An 18,471-nucleotide genomic window follows, 5' to 3' on the forward strand; every position below is an offset into this window, starting at 1 on the left:
ACCCGCCACTGGACGGCGCCCTGCTGATGGCAGGACTGTGGCACGCTGCGAGCCTGCTCTACCCGCGAGTCGCTTCCGCCTCCGCGATCGCGGCCTCAAGCGACACCAGGGCACCCTCGCCGCTCGGGATCCGCACCGCTCGCGGCCGCGACGTCATGAAGTCCTCGAACTCGCTTACGACATCCGCCATGCGAATGGGAAGGGCACCGTGGGGATCAGCATCTGTGACCGACTCTGCCCGTGCCAGGAACCGAGCCTGCGCGATGGCCGCATCGATGCTCAGTGCGGTCTCGACGAACAACCCGTCACGGCGAGCAGCGGTCGCTGCGAGGCGTTCGATGAACTCCGCGCGACGAAGGTACTGCGGGACGACCACATTCCGACCATTGAGCAAGTGCGCTTCGATTCCCGCGATCGCGATGTCTCTTGCCGCGAGACCGGCATCGTGCAGCGCGTACCGCCATCCGCCGAGCATCGCTCGGATCGAGTCGACGTCGAGGCACAGTGGGAGCTGCTCGCCATGCTGGTCACACCACGACCTGGCAAGCGTCGTCTTGCCGCTGGCGGGCACGCCGTTGATCAGGATCAGCTTCGGAAGCACTGAAGCATCATCCCCCGGGGTGCGATCACGGAGCGATTGCGGTCCGGCAATTGCGCCGGAACGGCTGCCACTACACCGCCACGTCGCCGCAGAGGTGCACGTGCACGCCCAGTTCGGCGAAGAGCGCGGCCTTCGCGAGCAGCGCGCGATCGGCAGTGGCGGCATCCGGTGCGTACACCACCTGGGCGTGGTTCGCCTTATGCCGTGCCATCAGCTGGTCGCGGCTCACACCGTGCAGCACGGCATGCATGATCGGCCACTCCGGGTTCGTCGCGTTCAACCGCCGCTGCGTCTCCTCGGCCGGCAGGTCAGCGACGTGCCCTCTGCCGAGGTCGACGTGCAACTCGCCGTCCATGATGAACACTCGCGACCAGACGATCTCGCCGGGTTTCGAGCATCCGGCCAGCGTCCCGCCGCCGAGAGGGAAGAACATCGGGTCCTGCCGCATGGCGTAGCTCTTGTCATACCCGCCGTTGTGCGAGGCGGGAACGGATCCGGAGATCTCGAACACCCACACGAACTCCCCGTCGTACTCCTCCCCCCAGCGGATGTCGTGCAACGTGGTGGCGGGATCGAGTCCCATCGCGGTCCAGATGCGGTTGGTGACGAGAGCATCCACCGCGACGCCCTCGTCCACCTCGTTGAAGTGCGGCAGCGGATGTCCCGCATAGAGCTCGCGACTCCCGTCGCGAGTCAGCACTGCGGGGCGCTCCTCGTTGTTCAGCAGCCCCTCGGCGAGGTCGCTGGCCGGTACCGTGTCTTTCAGGCCCTGCTGGTACTGGATGCCGACAGCATCCAGCCCGAAATCGTCGGCGATGCGCAGCGCGGCAACGTACATGCGGAACTGGCTCATCACCTGGTCTTCGGTGAGCTCGGTGGCCGGGTCGGTACCGAATCGGAACTCGAAGCCGCGGTCGTCCAGCCACGCCTTCACTGCGAAGGCTTCGGCATCCGTCACCGTTTTCATCTCGGCGACGAGCGCGCTCTGCGAGAGCCGCTCCTTATAGATTCCGAGCGGGTTGAGCAGTTCGTCGTCGAAGATCGCGTTGTACATGCCCATGCAGCCCTCGTCGAAGACGCCGATGATCGCCTTCTCGTCCTTGAGCTGCCTGGCCAGCGCCGTTCCCAGCTGCACCTCGGGGGTTTCCGGGTCGAGCCCGGGGAGGTCGCGAACGTGCGATGTGTCGTGCACGATGGTGCCGGTCTCGAGCCACTCGCCGAGCTTCGCGCGAGCCCAGGCATCCGTGAAGTCCGCGCTCCAGAGAGCGGAGTAGTCGACCTGCGCCTTCGTCATACTGCCGGTGAGGTTGAGCAGCCCGACGAGTCCGGGGAAGTCGCCCGCCCAGTTCGCCACGACGAGGATCGGCCCGCGATGCGTGCGCAGCCCGGGCAGCACGTGGTGGCTGTACTGCCACACCGCGTCGACCACGACGACGGGCGCGTCGGCCGGGATGTTCTTGAACACCTCGATGCCCGCACGCTGGCTGTCGATGAAGCCGTGACCCTTCTCCGGGTCGAACGGATGCGTCCGCTCGATCGACCACCCGAACGATTCGGCGGCCGCGGCGAAGTCCTCCTCCAGCCTGCGCTGCGTCGGCCAGCACTTGACGTTGGCGCTCGGGCGCAGGTCACCGCTGGCCACCGTGTAGAGCGTCTTCGGCTTCACCTCGGGGCGGTCCAGCGGCCTGGGAAGGGTGTACGTGCTCATCGGTAGATCTCCTGTTGGGTCGGATGCGCGAGTGTGGAAAGACCTGTTGCCGCAGAGCGGAGCTCGACCGTCTGGCCCGTGTCGAGTGCGACATCGGATGCCGTGAGCTGGCCGAGTCGCGGATGCGCCACCTCGACGACGCCCGCGGTCACGCGCCCGCCGAGTACGCGCATCCGCGCGCCGTCATCGTCCAGCTCGACCACGCCCCAACCCGTGCCAGTGGTGAACGGAACACTGGCGTGACCGTCGCGGAAGACCGCATCGACGGGGGCGATGCTCAGCCGCCTGGCCGGGGCATCCCACTGCGCTCCGGTCAGAGCGAGGAGCACACCCCAGCTGGCCAACGAACGCGCGTAGTGGTTGCCGCACTCGGCCTCGTTCCACGGGTTTCGGCGGATGCCGTCGTGCCGGGACCGCGTCGCCCGCACGATCTCGAGGCCCTCGTCGACGAATCCCTCGTAGATGAGATTCGTGGCGACCTGGTACTCGATGCCGGTCCACACCTCGTCGGAATAGACGAAGGGGATGCGCGGGCGTCCGCCGTTCGGCCAGGTGCAGAGCACGAGTCCTGCCTCGTCGTTCAGCGCGTACGTGCGCTGCACGCTTGCGTAGTCGTCGAACCCACGGCGGAAGTTGTGCCGGTGGATCGAGTGCACCGCACTGCGCACGTGGTCGGCGGGAAGGATGTGGCCGAGTCCGACGAGATGCGCAAGCGTCTGGCCGAGCAGCTGGTCGCTCAGGCATCCGGTGCCGTACTGGTAGCGGTGGGCGTCGACGTCGTCGAGGCGCTGGTCGTAGTACTCGCCGTTGTAGAGCATCCTGTCGACCAGCGCCGATGCCGTGTCGGCCGCCCGCGCGTACCGTTCGGCTGCGTCCCCGTCGCCGAGGTGCTCGGCCATGCGGGCCGCTGCAGCGAGTGCTGCGATGAACATCGAGTTGGCGAGCGAGTTCTCACCGTAGAACTCGATGTCGTACGTGTTGTGCTGCTGGCTGTCGAGCACGCCGTCGCCGTTCGAGTCCCACGCGGTGAACGCGAAGTCGAGGGCTCGCTTCGCGGCAGGCCACAGCTCGCGCAGGAAGTCGTCGTCGCCGCTGAAGCGCCACTCGCGGTAGAGCCGCACGATGGTGCCCATCTGCCCGTCCACCGCCGGGTGGAACTCCAGCGGTTCGGCGTCGAACACGGAGTTCGTGCGGAACCGCATCCGTCCGTCTGGCAGCGTCTCGTTGAGGAACTCGTTGCGCCGTGCGTTGCGCTCAAGCGTCGGGAACAGTGCCGCGAGCGTCTGCGAGTAGTTCCACACATGGGTGCACGTGCCCTCGCAGCTGCCTGCATGGTCGAAGCTGCCCTCCCACGCGGCGAACCGGCCCTCAGGGGTGCCGTCGGCGATGCGGAAGCACGTGGTGCTGCGTGCCGCCACGAGCGTGGAGGTGACGGCATCCACCGCCTCCGCCGGGAGCGTGGAGCCGTAGAGCGCGTCGTGGAACGCTCGCGTCGCCGCCTCCAGCCGCGGGAGGCGCCCGGTGAGGTCGGAGGCGACGGCCCAGGCATCCGCATACCGGGTGGCGTACTGGTTCTGCACGATCTCGTCGGCGTGCGTGTTGGGAAGCCCGACCATGCCGTTCCACGCCTTCGGGCGATTCGGCGTGTGCCAGGCGAGCACGAACTCGGTATCGCAAGACTCCCCTGGCGCCAGCTCGTGCTCGACCGAGATACTGCCGGTTCGGAGCTTGGGCAGCGTGGCGACGTCATCGCCGTCGAGGCTGAAGACCGGCGACGGTTCGAGCCGGCCGGTCGCGACGAAGGCGTCCCAGAACAGTTGGATGCCGTCCTGCCAGAAGTCCACGGGCCAGCACGGCGTGGCGGTGGCGTCGTCGGTAGTGGTGAGCGTTGCGGTGCCATACCGTACGTCGTCGGGTTCGAGGTCGGTGCCGAACGCGAGACCACGCATGCGCCCGTCGTCGCGGAGCTGCACGGTGGGCGTGCCGGCATACTCCGGGAACTGAAACACGTTGTGGCCCGTGATGGCCACCGGGTTCGACATCGCGGCGGCGAGGTTCACGCGCACGACGTCGTCGGTGGGATTCGTGACCGTGTAGCGGAAGATTGCGCCCGGGATGCCGGAGTCATCCGCGTCGAGCGGCACGAGCGGCGTGAAGGCGGTCAGTTGCACGGTCACGGGCAGCGCGTCGTCGGTGAAGTCGACGGTCGCGATCGGATATTCGCCGCAAAAGCGCGACGACTGCATACGCGGCAGCCCGGCGACCTTGCCGATGTGATGACCAGAGTCCCCTTCGTGCGGCGCGTGCAGCCGGCTCTCCAGTAAGCGCACGACAGTGTCTCCGCCGACCGGCTCTGCCCGGATCGCGAAGAACGTGAACGGCAGCCAGGTTCCCTTGTCCGGGTGATTCGAGATCTCCCAGTCGCGCAGCTCTCCCCTGGCTCCGATCGACACGTTGCCGGTTCCGATGCCGCCGAGCGGGAACGCCGCGACGGATGCCTGGGGGCCCAGCACCCTCGCGGCAGCTGAGGCCGATGTCGCTTGCTGAACTGTCATCGTCGACGCAACCCTTCTTGTAATCGGTTTCAAGTATGTGGGCACATCGTCGACGGGTGCAAGCGGCGGCGTCGCTTCACGATTTGACGGAGTTGGCCGTGTGTCGCAGGTTCCGGAAAGGCGAATCTTGACATTCGCCCTCATTAGCGGCCTAATGTCTGTAATCGATTTCGTTGTGGCGATCGTTTCCGCGCCGCCCGGATGCGTGCGGGCAGGAGCTGCGCGTCGTCGCGCCGATCGATTTGGTCTTTCGCCCCACTGGTACTGCACCACCACAGCAACGAAAGGGATTCATCGTGGAATCGACAACCGGAAGCGGCCGATCCTTCATGTCGGCCGGCATGACGCGTCGGCGAGCGCTCCAACTCTTCGGACTCGCCGCCGCCCTTCCCGCGGCAGCCTCTCTCGCGGCCTGCTCGTCCGGCTCGTCCGGCGGCTCAACTGGATCGCGAAAACTCACCTTCGTCTTCTACGGGAACGCTAGCCAGCAGAAGGCTGTCAAGGCCGAGTACGCCGGCTTCGTCAAAGAAAACCCGAAGGTGCAGTTCGCCGCGCAGGGCATCGCTGCCCAGAACTGGGCCGGGTTCGCCAACACGGTCGCCACACGCATCGCCGGCGGTGCTGCCCCGGACGTGATCGACATCGCCACCGAAGGCCTCGGCATCTTCCGCTCGAAGAAGCTGATCGAGGACCTTAGCCCGTACATCGCCAAAGACAAGACAGCGATCGACGACTACTACGCCGATATCGATCCCACATACAAGAAATGGAGCGACGAGTACGGCAACCCGGGCGGCAAGACGTACTACATGCCCGGGGGTTTCAACACAGTGTGCCTGTACTGCAACACAGAGGTGTTCCAGAAAGCGGGCGTCGACCTGCCCGGCAACGATGACTGGACCTGGGACGACTTCGAGGCCGCCGCGGAGAAGATCAAGAGCAAGACCGGGGCCTACATTCTGCCGTTCGGAAGCGCTCAGTTCACGGACATCATGCCGTGGCTGCTGAGTAACGGCGCGAGCACCTTGAACGAATCCTGGACAAAGCCGGTCATCGACTCCCCCGAAGCCGTCGAGACCGCCGAGTTCTGCAAGTCCATGGTCGACCGTGGCTACTCACCGAAGCCCGGCGGCAACTTCGACGCGGCCACCCAACTCTCGCAGGGCAAGCTCGCCGCGCTGGCCGGCGGTCGGTGGCCGACCATCGACATGATCAGACTGAACCTCGTCGACAAGGTGCAGATCGTGAAGATGCCCAAGAAGAAGCAGCTCGGCACGCCGATCGGCTGGGACGCCTTCCCTATCCTCACCTCTTCGCAGAACAAGGATGATGCTTGGTCGTTCATCAAGTACCTGACCACGAAGGAAGCGGGCGAGGACTTCGCGAAGGTCGGTGGGACCAACATTCCGGCTCGCAAGTCGATCGCACTCAGCGAGACGTTTCTCAAGGGTGCGCCGAAAGGCAGTGAGCTTCTGTATCAGGCCGCGTCGTACGCGACGCCGGTACCGTCCCCGAACCGCGGGGCGGAGAGTCAGCAAGCCGTCGAACAGACGTGGCTCAAGATTCTCACCGGCGGCGTCGCGGCCGACGCTGGCCTGAAGCAGCTCAGCACGACGCTTTCGGGACTGCTGTGACAACCTTGGCTACGTCGGCCAGCACCTCGAGGCCGGTACGCCCCGGCGGCCAGAACGCCGCCCGAGGCTACCGGCCTCCGGCCTGGCTGGGCTATGCGTTCATCAGTCCGGCGATGATCTTCTTCCTGATCTTCATCGCTGGGCCTTTCGTCGTCGCGATCGCGCTGGCGTTCTTCAAATGGGATCTGCTGACGCCCGCGCAGCCAGCCGGCCTGTCGAACTTCGCACGCCTGTTCAGCGACCCGCTTCTGGGACGGACGCTGCTCACGACGTTCGCGTTCGCGCTCGCATCGGTCATCACCCATGTGGTCGGCGGCCTCCTCCTGGCGCTCGCCGTGAACCGCGTCGCCAATAGGGCCGTTTCGTATTTCACGCGCGCATCAGTGTTCTTCCCATTCCTCATCTCGTGGGCGGCCGTCGCGCTGCTTTGGAAGTACGTCCTCGACCCGTCCTTCGGATACGTCGCGTACTACTTGGGTCAGCTGGGCATCCCGTCGCCGCAATGGTTCACCGACCCCGCCTGGTCATTGCCAGCTATCATCGGCATCGACTTCTGGCACACCATCGGTTACACGTTCATCATCATGTTGGCCGGGCTGCAGACGGTGCCCAACGAGCTCATCGAGGCGGCGAAGACCGACGGTGCCTCAAGCAGGCAGATCTTCTTCAATGTGACCATCCCGCTGATGTCGCCGACGATCTTCTTCGCGACCGTGATCACCTTCATCGGCGCGTTCCAGATCTTCGATCCGATGCAGATCATCACGAACGGCGGACCGGACAACTCGACCATGTCGATCGTGATGTACCTCTATCAGACCGGATTCCAGGCGTTCGACATCGGCTATGCCTCCGCGATCGCCCTGCTTGTGTTCGTCATCATCATGGGCGTGACAGCCCTGCAGTTCTGGGGATCACGAAAGTGGGTGTACGAGCAATGACCTCTCCGATATCCGTTGTCGAAGCCGCACACGACGTTCCGCGTCGGCGGCGGCGCGTCAGCACCGGCTCGATCGTGCTCGACATCGTGTTGGTGCTCGTGGGCATCCTCATGGTGTCGCCACTCGTGTGGCTAATCTCGACGAGTCTCACGGATGCAGCCCGCGCGTTCGCGTTGCCACCTACTTGGGCCCCGGTGCCGTTCAGTCTCGATAACTTCGCGCAAGTATTCGGGCTGATCCCGTTCGGTCGCATGTTCCTGAACAGCCTGATCGTGGCAACGCTCGCGACGGCAGGCTCGCTCTTCACGAGCATCCTCGCCGCGTACGCCTTCTCGCGGCTACGCTTTCGCGGCAGCCAAACGATCTTCGTCGGCATCCTCAGCGCATTGATGGTGCCCGTGCAGCTGACGATCATCCCAGTGTTCATCCTGATGCGCACGTTGCACCTGGTAGACACGCTGACTGCGCTGTGGCTGCCGGCCTTTATCAACGTTTTCGCCATCTTCTTCTTGCGGCAGTACTTCAACACCATTCCCAGGGAGCTGGACGAAGCGGCGCGGATCGACGGGGCCGGGCACCTCTGGATCCTCTTTCGCATGCTCGTGCCGCTCTCGGGCCCGGCGATCTCGGCACTAGTCATCCTGAACTTTCAGGCAGCGTGGAACGACTACTTCGGACCGCTGATTTTCATCAGCAGTCCGCAGAACATGACGCTGCCGCTCGGGCTCGTCACGCTGCAGGCGGGACAGGGCGGCGGTCCTGCCGTCGTCGTGTTCGCGGCGGTGACGATGGTGGTCATCCCGGTACTCGTCCTGTTCTTGGTTTTCCAGCGCAGCTTCGTAGCGAGCATCGCCTCGAGCGGAATCCGCGGATGACTGCGAAGAGCCGGCCCTCGGGCCCACCGTCTGCCCGCGACGAAACGCTGCTTGTCGGCACAGGTCGCCAACTGTGGGACGCTCTGCCGGCGTTCTTGGTGACCGGTACCAGCGCCTGCATCTCGACGGGATTCGTGCTCTGGATCGCACCAGGCATCACGCCGGTCTCTTCGCTGCTGTACGCCGCATTGCTCGGGCCGGTGTATGGAGCGCTCGTGTCGCAGGCGCACGACGCCCTCGACGGAGAGACGCCCGGCGCGTTCTCGATCGGGCGTTATCTGGCGCGCAGCTGGCGGCTGTCGCTAGGACTCTTCGGCGTCACTGCGATTGCGGTCGCACTCACCCTCGTATCGGTGCTGGTGTGGTTGCGGACCGCTTCACTGCTGGTCATGGCACCTGCGGCGGTCGGATCAAGCATCTCGATGCTGTTGGTGCTCGCGATCGCTATCGGGCTACCACTCGGCGCCTCCGAATCGCATATTCGGGGACTGAGGCTGGTCCTTGCTGCGCTCGTCTTGACCGCCCGGCGCCCCGTGCCGGCCATCGGGATCGCCGCGATCGCCGTACTCGGTGTTTGGGCGGCTGCGCAGTTCTCGGGGACGCTGCTGTTCCTGCTACCGGCACCGCTTGCAATCGTGTCCGTGCTGGCCGTTCGCCACATGAGCGCAGGGTTGATGGCGCACTGACCGTTCTGCGGCGGCTCGATCCGTTTGTCTACTTGAATCCGGATGTCTTGATGGACTCAGGAATCTGCCGCTGGAAGAAGAACAGAATCAGTGCCGGAATAGCGGCCGCAGTCGACGCCGCGATGATGTATGCGCATCCCCGAGTCGTCGTCTTCGGTCTCGCTGCACTGTTCTCGCTCGCATGGATGGCGCTGTCGGGCTTCAGGCTGCGCGTCCCTGGCGCATCCTTCACGCGCATCTTCCTGCCGCTGTCACAGCCCGTCTCACGACCTACAGTGTGGATGCCTCAGGCGCGGAGATCGTATTGCGAAGCACCACGGTGCGGGCCGGCTGCTGGTCGCCGCGGATACGCTCCAGCAGCATCGTGGCGGCTGTGACACCGAGGTGCCGCGCCGGCAGGTGCACGACCGTGATTCCGGCCGGTGCGAGCGCGGCGAACGGGAGGTCGCCGAAGCTCGCCATCCCGACGGCGGGCGGCATCTGTCTGCGCTCGATGAGCACTTGAAGCGCGCCGACGCTCATCAGGTTGTTGGCGACGAAGATGGCATCCGGCGGCTCCTCCATCGATAACAGGGTGCGCATGGCTTCGCGCCCGCCATCGACCCGGAAGTCACTGTTCACCAGGTAGTCCTCTGGCCGGTAGGCCACCTTGGCCGCAGTGGTGGCCGAGCGCCAACCGTCGGCCCGGAGGATGGCTGTCTCGACATCCGCCGGACCGGTGATGCACGCCACCCGCCGGTAGCCCTGGTCGAACAGCGCCTGGGTCGCCGCACGCCCTCCCGCCCTGTTGTCGACGGTGACCGCGTCCACCTCCACGCCGTGCGGGCTGCGGTCGACGGCGACGACCGGGCGGCCGCGGGCGAGGAGGCTGTCGACGTTGCTGTGCTCGTCGGCCGCCGCGATGATGACGCCGCCCATGTCCTCGCTGACCGCGATGTCGAGGTACTTGGCCTCCTTCTCGCGGTCGCCGTCGCTGTTGCACAGCACGACGGAGTATCCGGCATCGTGGGCGACGTCCTCCACGCCGCGGGCTAGCGACGTGAAGAACGGGTTCTCGATGTCCGGGATGACCAGCGCGAGCACTTCCGAGTTGCGCTTGCGGAGCGTGCGGGCCGTGCGGTTCGGCGTGAACTTCAACTCGTCGGCGGCCTTGCGCACGAGCTTCGACTTCTCCGCAGAGACGTTCATCCCGTTGAAGACGCGCGAGACGGTGGCCGGCGACACCCCGGCCAGTGCTGCGACCTCATAGATCGTGGCCATCGACTCTTCCCACCCCATGCTCAGCACCGCCTGACGTGGGCGATGTCCGTACTGTAGCGCCGCCCGTTCACCGAGTTGACACCGGCAGAAGGCGAGCCCTAGATTGACTGAAATCGATTGCAAGCCTACGGGATGTACGGCTTCGCATTCAACGATTCCGATCGGCGCCCGCATCGATTCGACAACGACGTAGAGGAGACATGACGTGACCATCGGCGACCTCGATTCGCTCGCCCGCATTCGCCGGGTGCAGACCCGGTCGATCAGCCCGGAGAACTTCGACGGCTCGGTCGGCGGTGGCGGACGCGCGACGGAAGGCACCGGCGCATCCTGTGCCAGAGACCTCGGCCCCGGATGGAAGATCTCACCGAGCGTCGACATCGCGGCGGGCGAGACCTTCGAGCTGGCGAGCATCCAGGGCGCAGGCAAGATCCAGCACATCTGGATCACGACGCACACCGACAACTGGCGCACGCTCCTGCTACGCGCGTACTGGGACGGCGCATCCGAGCCGGCCATCGAGGTGCCGTACAGCGACTTCTTCTGCAACGGCTGGGGCCGATTCGCCCAGGTGGACTCGCAGGTCATCGCTGCGAACCCCCACGGCGGCTTCAACTCGTACTGGCCCATGCCGTTCCGCGACGGCGCGCGCCTCACGCTCGAGAACCTCTCCGACGTCACGGTGCGGGTGTATTACCAGGTCACCTACGAGGTCGGCGGCGACTACTCGAGCGACGGATACCTGCACGCCCAGTGGCGCCGCAGCAACCCGCTGGACTATCTGAAGACGCACACTCTCCTGGAAGACATCGAGGGCGCCGGGCAGTATGTCGGCACGTACATCGCGTGGGGCGCCAACAGTGCGGGCTGGTGGGGCGAGGGCGAGATCAAGTTCTACCTGGACTCCGACGACGAATACCCGACGATCTGCGGCACCGGCACCGAGGACTACTTCGGCGGCGCCTGGAACTTCGACGTACCGGGCAAGGGCTACACCGAGTTCTCCACGCCGTTCCTCGGTATGCCGCAGGTGATCCGGCCCGACGGTCGCTATGACAGCCTGCAGCGCTTCGGCATGTACCGCTGGCACCTGGCCGATCCGATCCGGTTCGCGGAGCGGCTGCGGGTCGACATCCAGGCCCTCGGCTGGCGCAGTGGATGGCGCTACCTTCCGCTACGGGACGACATCGCCTCGACATCGCTGTTCTACCTCGACCGGCCGACGGCGAGGCGCCCGAAGACCCCGTCGGTCGACGACCTGGAGGTGCACCTAGGCCGTGAGGCCGTGCCCGACCTCGGTGCCACGCCTCCGCGGATGCCCGCGGCCGAGTGACGCACGGATGCCTGTGGGCTACACGTCGACGCGGTAGCCGAGGGCGAGGTCGGCAGCGTTCTGTCCGCGGATGCCCCAATTCACCTTCGGGGTTTCGGTGATCGTGATCTCCAGGCTGTGCGGCTCGATGCCGGCTTTCGTCCGAACGCGATCGATCAGCTCCGCGATGAGGGTTCGCTTGGCGTTCTCCGAGCGCCCCTCGAACATCGAGATCTCGATGATCGTGTAGTCCGGGCCGCGGTCCGCAGGGTAGATGAAGTCGTCGGCGTCGAGCGAGATGAACCGCTGGAACTTCTTCTCCGGTGGGTAGTCGAGTGCGAGCATGATCGCCTCGTGAATAGCATCCGACAGCGCCGTTCGACGCTGAGCGAGCGAGCCACGCCGCCCGTAAACCACCACCTGAGCCATGTCGGTCACACTACCGAGCGCCAACGAGGCCAGCTGGTCTGTGACTACTTTTTCCTCTTCAGATCGGCGCGGTACCAGAACACGTTGTACGGGCCCCACTTCGAGAGCGTGAAGTAGATCGTGCGACCACCGTTCGCCGTGTACTGGGGAAGCATGAACGGCGCGTACAGCCCGGGTACGGTCGTGGCGGAGACGAGCGTCTTCGGCGTGGACCACGGACCCCACGGATGCGCACTGTCGCTGATGAGCGCGCCGGCACCCGCGCCGTCCGTGTAGGTCATGAGCCAGCGCTGCAGGTAATCGTTCCACACCACCGACAGCTCCCCAACGGTGCCGCCGGCGACCACCTTGGCGTCGGCGATATTTGCGCTCCACTGCGGCGCGCCATCCGATTTCGTGCCGGTGAAGTAGCGGTAGGCGCTCTGCTTCTCGACATCCTTCTCGGGAACCTTCATCAGCTTCACCTGGCCGAACCTGCCGTGGGTGACGCCCCAGAAATAGAGTTCGTCGCCCACCGTGGCCACGCTGACCTGCACGAAGTTGCTGTTGCCGCCCCAGCGGGGGGACGCGAGCTTCTTCCAGGTCTGGCCGTGGTCCGTCGACTTGGCGAGTCCCGCGTAGTTGGTCTCCCACTCGCCAGGATCGCCCCAATGCTTCACTGACATGTAGTCGAGGTACATGTCCCCGTTCGCCGCGAAACCGTACGTCGGGATCGTCGTCATCTCGACCTCGTCGACCTTCTTCGACGAGATCAGCTCCTTCGCCCAGCCCTGCTTGTCGACGATGTAGCCGTCGAGGTGGATGCCGTCCGCTGGGTTCGTGTCTGTCGTGTACGCCATCGCGTTGGAGCGCCACTCGGTTCCGCCGCCGCCCGTCATGCCAGGATCGCGCTGTCCGAAGGTGTCGCCGAAGACGAACCACGTCTTGCCATCCGCCTGGAACATGGATCCGAGGTCCTGTCCGGCGACCTCGAAGCGATCGGTCTTGTTCGGCGACTTCGGCCCGGTGAGCTGCGACACCTGATGAACGTTGGTCACGCCGGCGAGCACCGAGGGCCGGTCCTGGGTCGAGAGCATGGTTGCGGGATCGTCGGACGAGCATCCGGAGAACGCGACGACGGTGACGGAGACCACCGCTACCAGGGGCGTGAATCGCGCCGCAGCGCGAGCATGCGGATGCGCCATCCGTGATCCTCCTCATCGAACCGATCGTGATCAGTGAACGCCATGAAATCGGTTTCGTCAAGTCGATGTCAGGAGGCGCCGACCGCTTCGAGCGCGAATAGAGAGATTTCACGAAACCGATTCCGCGCTAAACAGAGGAGGTCGCGAGCAGACTCAGGTGGTCTTCGGCGAACGCGCGTTCGGAGCAACGATGACGTGATTCCCCATTTCGCGGAGCCGTGCGACATCCGATTTCGACGTCGCATAATCGACGATGATCGTGTCGAAGTCCCGCAGCTGGGCCATCTCGTGGAGCGCCCGCTTATTGAATTTCGTGTGGTCGGTGAGCAGAATGCGCTTTGCCGCCGAGTTGAACATGGCACGCTTCGTGTCCACGGTCTCAGGCGTCTGAAAGAAACATGCATCATCGGTGATAGCTGCTGTCGACATGATGAAGACGTCTGCCCGCAGTTGCGAGATCGCCTGAATCGTCATCGTTCCCATGAATGCACTGCACCAGTTGTAATAGGTGCCGCCAAGGCCGAGCAGTGTGATGCCACGCTGGCCGTTGAGGTCGTTCATCAGGGTCAGCACGTTCGTGATAACTGTGAGCGGCGCCTTCTGCGGCAACAGCTTGGCCAGTTGCAGAACTGTGGTGGAGTCGTCGAGGAACAGCGACTGTCCGGGCTCGATGAGTTCGATGGCGGACGAGGCGATGGCTCGCTTCGCCTCGATCTCCTGTCCCGCGCGATAGACATCGCTGGATTCCACGAGGCTTGACGATTGCGCTGTCGCCACCCCCCGTGACTTCCGCAACAGGCCTCGCGATTCCAGTTCATCCAGATCGCGATGCACGGTCATCAGCGAGATCCCGAATCGTTCTGCGAGCTGTTCGATGCGGGCCGCTCCCTCGGCCATCACTGCGTCGGCGATCGCACGCTGTCGCGTCTGCTGTCGGTTCTGCCGGGCGTCGCCCTTTACATCCCCGGGACTGGCATCCGATTCGAGCATGCGAGTACTCCAGATCAGTCAGCGCGGGCCGGGGAGTGCAGCCACCTCGTCGAGTAGTCGCTCCACTGTACGCGGGTCATGGGCAAATCGGCCCAGGAACAATCCGTCGATCGAACCAGTCAGCTCGGTGAGCATCCCGGGTCCGGCGCTTCCCCCGTAGATCACTGCGGCGTCTGCAATTCGTTCGTCGGCCGCCAAGTGCGAACGCAAAGCATTCGAGACGGCGCGGATATGCTCCGCCGGTGCGGGCGCCTCGGCTCCGATCGCCCATACTGGCTCATACGCGACGATCAATTCGCGAGCCGGCTCCGGCTTGCCAGCGTCCGATTCACCCTTTTCCGGGATGAGCGCCAGCACCTGCTCCAGTTCCTCGAGCGTCTCGCGCTGCGCAATCTCGATGTCTTCTGGAGCGGATTCACCGACGCAGAGCACCGGGGTCAACCCCGTGCGGAACGCCGCGGCGAGCTTTCGTGCCGCAATCTCGCGGCTCTCACCGAACATGCTGCGACGCTCCGCATGGCCGATCTCTGCGTACCGGCACCCGATCGCACGAAGGTCGGCGCCGCTGACACCACCTGTATACGGGCCTTTTTCCTTCCAGAACAGGTCTTGCGCGCCGACCCCGACCGGGCTCTCTGCGAACTCCCGCATGGCGGCCGGCACGGCAGGCAATGACGGAAGCACGAAGAGCCGTGCCGCCCCGGTTGCGAGCGCTGCATGCCGAGCCGCAATCGCCGCGACACTCCTCGACCAACCGATGGTCGTTCCAAGGTCGAAGTACAGCTTCAGGCTTACCCCGAGAATCACGGGCCGAGGGCAGTCAGGTCTGACATCGCCCATGGGAATGTTCACTCGCACGTGTCGTGCTGCTCGTACTCGTCGAGCACGGCGACCTTATCGGCTGAGGCCGACGACTCGTCGAACTCGTATCCGAGCCACTCCCTGGCAAGCCGGCGTGCAAGTTCGAGGCCCACGACGCGCTGGCCGAACGCGAGCACCTGTGCGTTGTTGCTGAGCACGCTGCGCTCAACGCTGAAGCTGTCGTGCGCCGTCACAGCACGGATGCCCGGCACCTTGTTCGCAGAGATCGCGACGCCAAGGCCGGTGCCACAGACGAGTAACGCGCGGTCCGCCTCACCGTCCCTGACCATTTCGGCGGCTGCGATGGCGACCGTGGGATAAGGGGTGTGGCTGTCGGCATCCACTCCGACATCGATGACTTCGCTCACGCGCGGATCATTCTCGAGATCCGCCTTCAGCGCCTCTTTGTACTGATATCCGGCGTCGTCTGATCCGACGACCACCCGCCAGGTGCGGCTCATCGTTCTCACCCCTCATTCGTCTCGGTCGGCCCGGCCCCACCATCGGCTGAGTCCTCTAGCGGGACCGCGAGCGTTGTCGGCTGCGCGGATTCATCTGGTACGGGCGCGTCGGCAGCTCCGATGAGCTCCGCCACAGCCGCCATCGCGAGCGCGAAGGACACGGCCCCTGGGTCAGGCGTTCCGACGCTGTTCTCAGCATGCGGGCGCGCCCGGCCTAGACGGGGAACCAGCTTCGCCGTCGCGTCCGCGGCACCAGATGCCGCCTGCGCGGCAGCGACCCAGGCTTCTGGCAGGTCGTCGCCAAGACGTGCACGGTCTGTGAGAGTGCTCGCGAACGGAACGAGCGCGTCCACCAGTGTCTTGTCTCCGACCGTGGCTTTCCCGATGGTCTGTACCACTCGGCGAGCTTCCTGCACCGCTTCGGCGATCGTTCGAGTCAACGGAGCGTCGGTGTCGCCGATCCGCTCGCCTGCCGCGCGGAGAGCGGCGCCCCACAGTGCGCCCGACGTACCACCGGCCCGGTTCGCCCAGGCGTTGCCGGCGCATACGAGCACGGTTCCGGCCCCTCCGCCCGCCTCACGCGTCTCCATGGCCGCTCCGACGGCTGCCCGTGCGCCACGTTGCATGCCGATTCCATGATCGCCGTCTCCGGCGACGGCATCCAGCCGTCCCAGCTCATCAGCTTCGCGGTCGATGACGTCGCGTATTGCCGTAAGCGCTTCGCACACGCACGCCGCTACTCGGCGGGACTCGGCACTGGACTCCGGAAGGGCCGGAGCATCAGCCGAGGCCGTGGCTTCGGACGCCGGCTCTTTCGCCACGGGCGTTACCGTGCCCTTGCGGTAACCAGGGGCGTAGGCGGGCGCCTTCCAAGCCGCCTCCAACTCATCATCGAGCCACATCAGCGTGAGCGAGACGCCCGCCATCTCAAAGCTCGTCGCGAACTCACCCACTTCGGGCTCGACAACGGTGAGTCCGGCACGTTCGACGTGATCCTCGATCATCCCGTAGAGCAGGAACAGCTCCTCAGATTTGACCGAGCCGAGTCCATTCACGATCACGGCGACCCGGTCAGCACCGTCCATGGGTCGTTCAGCGAGCAGGCGGCTCACGAGCAGTTCAGCAAGCCGCCCCGCGTCGGGCAGTGGCAGCGTCTCGATGCCAGGCTCACCGTGGATGCCCATACCGACCGCCATGTGGCCGGGTGCGATCGTGAAAAGCGGCTCGTCCGCGCCCGGAAGCGTGCAGCCGGAGAAGGCCACGCCGATCGTTCGGGTGCGATCGTTCGCACGAGCCGCAAGCGCTGCAGTCTCGTCCAGACTGAGACCCTGCTCTGCGGCCCATGCTGCCGCCTTGAAGACTGCGAGGTCGCCTGCTATGCCACGACGCTTTTCGCGGTCGTGCGCGCCGCCGCTGAAGATGTCGTCAGTGACTCTTACGGTGACGCACGGGACCCCTTCGGCGAGGAGTCTGCGTTGCGCTTCGTCGAAGTTGAGGACGTCACCTGCGTAGTTCCCGTAGCTGAGCAGAACGCCGGCAGGACCCGCGACCGATCGGGCGACCTCGTACACCTGCTCTGCGCTCGGCGAGGCGAAGACGTTCCCCAGGGCTGCCGCGTGCGCGAGGCCCGCGCCTACGAATCCAGCGAAGGCCGGATAATGGCCCGAGCCGCCGCCGATCACCACAGCGACACCAGGCGCCGGGCCGCTTCGGCGGGAGACTCCACCCGGCACACGCGCGATCAGACTGCGATTGGCCGCGACGAACCCGCGTAGGGCCTCCTCGGCGAATTCCGCTGGGTCGTTGACTACGTGGCTCATGTGCCTCTCTTGTCTCGAGGAGTTGGCCGCTCGTTTCGCCGCCTCGATTCGCGAGGCGGGCACGTGGACCTGGTCGATCGATGATGGCCGGCACGCGGGGCGAACGAACGGGATCGTCCGCCCCGCGCGCGACCGATGGCGCGCTCTGGGGCTAACCGGAGTAGGTGAAAGGCCCCGTCATCTTGTCGACGTTGGCCTTCGTGATGAGGATGCAGTCGAACGACTGCTTCTCCTCCTTCGGCTTCGTGCCGTGCTTGATGTACGCATCCAGTTCTTGCACAGCCTTCTTCGCGAAGGTCGCGACCGGCTGGAGCACTGTGTACGCAAGGTCGCCAGACTTGATCGCGGAGACAGCATCGGGAGATCCGTCGAAGCCTCCGACAACCACGCCGGTCTTCCCGGCTTGCTTGAGGGCAGCGATCGCACCCAGCGCCATCTCGTCGTTGCCTGAGATCACGGCATTCACGTCGGGGTGTGCCTGCAGGATCGACTGCATCTTCTGCTGACCGAGAGCGCGATCCCAGTTGGCGGTCTGCTGCGCAGCCTTCACCCATCCGGGGTACTGCGAGATGACGCTCTGGTAGCCGTTCGCACGCGTGGCCGCATTGTTGTCAGACGGCAGGCCGTAGAGCTCTGCGTAGTTTCCCTTGGTGCCGGCAGCCTTGATCCATTGCTGCGCGCCGATCGCCGCACCCTGCGCGTTGTTCGATACGAGCTGACCGAGTGCGACACCGGTCTGGTTGATCTCGGCGTTGACGAGGAACACCGGAATCTTCGCCTTCATGGCCCGCTTGATGTTACCGATCGAGCCGCTGGCATTGGCGGGGTCGAGGATGATGCCGGCAGAGTGATTGGCGATGGCCGTGTCGATGATGTTCGATTCGGTGTTCACATCACCCTTGGATGCCTGAACGCTGGCCTTGTACCCAAGGTCTGTGGCTTCCTGCTTGGCGACGTTTCCCTCCGTAAGCCAGTACGGATTCGAAGGGTCGTTCACCACGATGGTGATGAGACCGCCGGCTTTACCCGATCCAGTGGAGTTGGACCCGGTCCCGGATCCCGAACACCCTGTCAATGCGAGTGCCGCGATGCCGAGCGCCAACGCTGCCGCGATAGCTTTGCGGGACATATGGTTTCCTTTGCGCTTTTGAGCT

At 65.1% G+C, this 18,471-nt stretch carries 17 protein-coding genes; 5 read left to right on the plus strand and 12 right to left on the minus strand.

Annotated elements, in window-relative coordinates; genetic code table 11:
- Positions 1–58: 58 nt before the first annotated feature.
- From ACYVI5_RS15030 to ACYVI5_RS15040, 3 genes are all read right to left on the minus strand, one after another.
- The gene (locus ACYVI5_RS15030) at positions 59–601 is read right to left on the minus strand and encodes an AAA family ATPase (RefSeq protein ID WP_460580922.1); all 543 of its coding nucleotides are present in this window, start codon (positions 599–601) and stop codon (positions 59–61) included.
- Positions 602–671: 70 nt separating this feature from the next.
- Positions 672–2,309, minus strand: coding sequence for a fucose isomerase (locus ACYVI5_RS15035; protein WP_460580923.1), 1,638 nt, complete (start codon positions 2,307–2,309; stop codon positions 672–674).
- A complete protein-coding gene (locus ACYVI5_RS15040; RefSeq protein WP_460580924.1) occupies positions 2,306–4,864 on the minus strand; it encodes a GH116 family glycosyl-hydrolase in 2,559 nt (852 codons plus the stop codon). The genes ACYVI5_RS15035 and ACYVI5_RS15040 overlap by 4 nt, the downstream gene beginning before the upstream one ends.
- Positions 4,865–5,160: 296 nt before the next feature.
- Between ACYVI5_RS15040 and ACYVI5_RS15045 the strand changes: the two genes are divergently transcribed.
- The 4 genes from ACYVI5_RS15045 to ACYVI5_RS15060 are packed head-to-tail and all read left to right on the plus strand — an operon-like array spanning position 5,161 to position 9,000.
- Positions 5,161–6,498: an ABC transporter substrate-binding protein gene (locus ACYVI5_RS15045; RefSeq protein ID WP_460580925.1), complete on the plus strand. Its 1,338-nt coding sequence runs from the start codon at positions 5,161–5,163 to the stop codon at positions 6,496–6,498.
- Complete coding sequence (locus tag ACYVI5_RS15050) at positions 6,495–7,439, plus strand: carbohydrate ABC transporter permease (RefSeq protein WP_460580926.1); 945 nt, start codon at positions 6,495–6,497, stop codon at positions 7,437–7,439. The genes ACYVI5_RS15045 and ACYVI5_RS15050 overlap by 4 nt, the downstream gene beginning before the upstream one ends.
- A complete protein-coding gene (locus ACYVI5_RS15055; RefSeq protein ID WP_460580927.1) occupies positions 7,436–8,314 on the plus strand; it encodes a carbohydrate ABC transporter permease in 879 nt (292 codons plus the stop codon). Before ACYVI5_RS15050 ends, ACYVI5_RS15055 begins: the two co-directional genes overlap by 4 nt.
- Complete coding sequence (locus ACYVI5_RS15060) at positions 8,311–9,000, plus strand: hypothetical protein (protein ID WP_460580928.1); 690 nt, start codon at positions 8,311–8,313, stop codon at positions 8,998–9,000. Before ACYVI5_RS15055 ends, ACYVI5_RS15060 begins: the two co-directional genes overlap by 4 nt.
- A gap of 28 nt (positions 9,001–9,028) precedes the next feature.
- Here ACYVI5_RS15060 and ACYVI5_RS15065 read toward each other — a convergent pair whose 3' ends face one another.
- Both ACYVI5_RS15065 and ACYVI5_RS15070 read right to left on the minus strand, forming a co-directional pair.
- Positions 9,029–9,232, minus strand: coding sequence for a hypothetical protein (locus tag ACYVI5_RS15065; protein WP_460580929.1), 204 nt, complete (start codon positions 9,230–9,232; stop codon positions 9,029–9,031).
- Positions 9,233–9,270: 38 nt separating this feature from the next.
- Positions 9,271–10,260 carry a LacI family DNA-binding transcriptional regulator gene (locus ACYVI5_RS15070; protein ID WP_460580930.1) on the minus strand — a complete coding sequence of 330 codons (990 nt, stop codon included), beginning with the start codon at positions 10,258–10,260 and terminating at the stop codon, positions 9,271–9,273.
- Positions 10,261–10,465: 205 nt separating this feature from the next.
- Here ACYVI5_RS15070 and ACYVI5_RS15075 point away from each other — a divergent pair, with 205 nt between their 5' ends.
- On the plus strand, positions 10,466–11,593 hold the full coding sequence (locus ACYVI5_RS15075; RefSeq protein WP_460580931.1) for a glycoside hydrolase family 172 protein: 1,128 nt from the start codon (positions 10,466–10,468) through the stop codon (positions 11,591–11,593).
- An 18-nt stretch (positions 11,594–11,611) separates the two neighbouring features.
- Here the strand turns inward: ACYVI5_RS15075 and ACYVI5_RS15080 are convergent, their stop codons facing one another.
- The 7 genes from ACYVI5_RS15080 to ACYVI5_RS15110 form a co-directional block, all read right to left on the minus strand.
- Positions 11,612–12,001, minus strand: coding sequence for a tautomerase family protein (locus ACYVI5_RS15080; RefSeq protein ID WP_460580932.1), 390 nt, complete (start codon positions 11,999–12,001; stop codon positions 11,612–11,614).
- 44 nt (positions 12,002–12,045) lie between these two features.
- Positions 12,046–13,185 carry a DUF4185 domain-containing protein gene (locus ACYVI5_RS15085; RefSeq protein WP_460580933.1) on the minus strand — a complete coding sequence of 380 codons (1,140 nt, stop codon included), beginning with the start codon at positions 13,183–13,185 and terminating at the stop codon, positions 12,046–12,048.
- Positions 13,186–13,338: 153 nt separating this feature from the next.
- Positions 13,339–14,175 carry a DeoR/GlpR family DNA-binding transcription regulator gene (locus ACYVI5_RS15090; protein WP_460536218.1) on the minus strand — a complete coding sequence of 279 codons (837 nt, stop codon included), beginning with the start codon at positions 14,173–14,175 and terminating at the stop codon, positions 13,339–13,341.
- A gap of 18 nt (positions 14,176–14,193) precedes the next feature.
- Positions 14,194–15,027 (minus strand): triose-phosphate isomerase family protein, encoded by an 834-nt coding sequence (locus tag ACYVI5_RS15095; protein ID WP_460580934.1) that lies wholly within the window; start codon positions 15,025–15,027, stop codon positions 14,194–14,196.
- A complete protein-coding gene (locus ACYVI5_RS15100; protein ID WP_460580935.1) occupies positions 15,024–15,497 on the minus strand; it encodes an RpiB/LacA/LacB family sugar-phosphate isomerase in 474 nt (157 codons plus the stop codon). The genes ACYVI5_RS15095 and ACYVI5_RS15100 overlap by 4 nt, the downstream gene beginning before the upstream one ends.
- Before the next feature lie 5 nt (positions 15,498–15,502).
- Complete coding sequence (locus ACYVI5_RS15105; protein ID WP_460580936.1) at positions 15,503–17,317, minus strand: dihydroxyacetone kinase family protein; 1,815 nt, start codon at positions 17,315–17,317, stop codon at positions 15,503–15,505.
- A gap of 151 nt (positions 17,318–17,468) precedes the next feature.
- Positions 17,469–18,446 (minus strand): D-ribose ABC transporter substrate-binding protein, encoded by a 978-nt coding sequence (locus tag ACYVI5_RS15110; RefSeq protein WP_460536210.1) that lies wholly within the window; start codon positions 18,444–18,446, stop codon positions 17,469–17,471.
- Between the last annotated feature and the right edge of the window lie 25 nt (positions 18,447–18,471).

This window comes from Humibacter ginsengisoli (genome assembly GCF_054780095.1).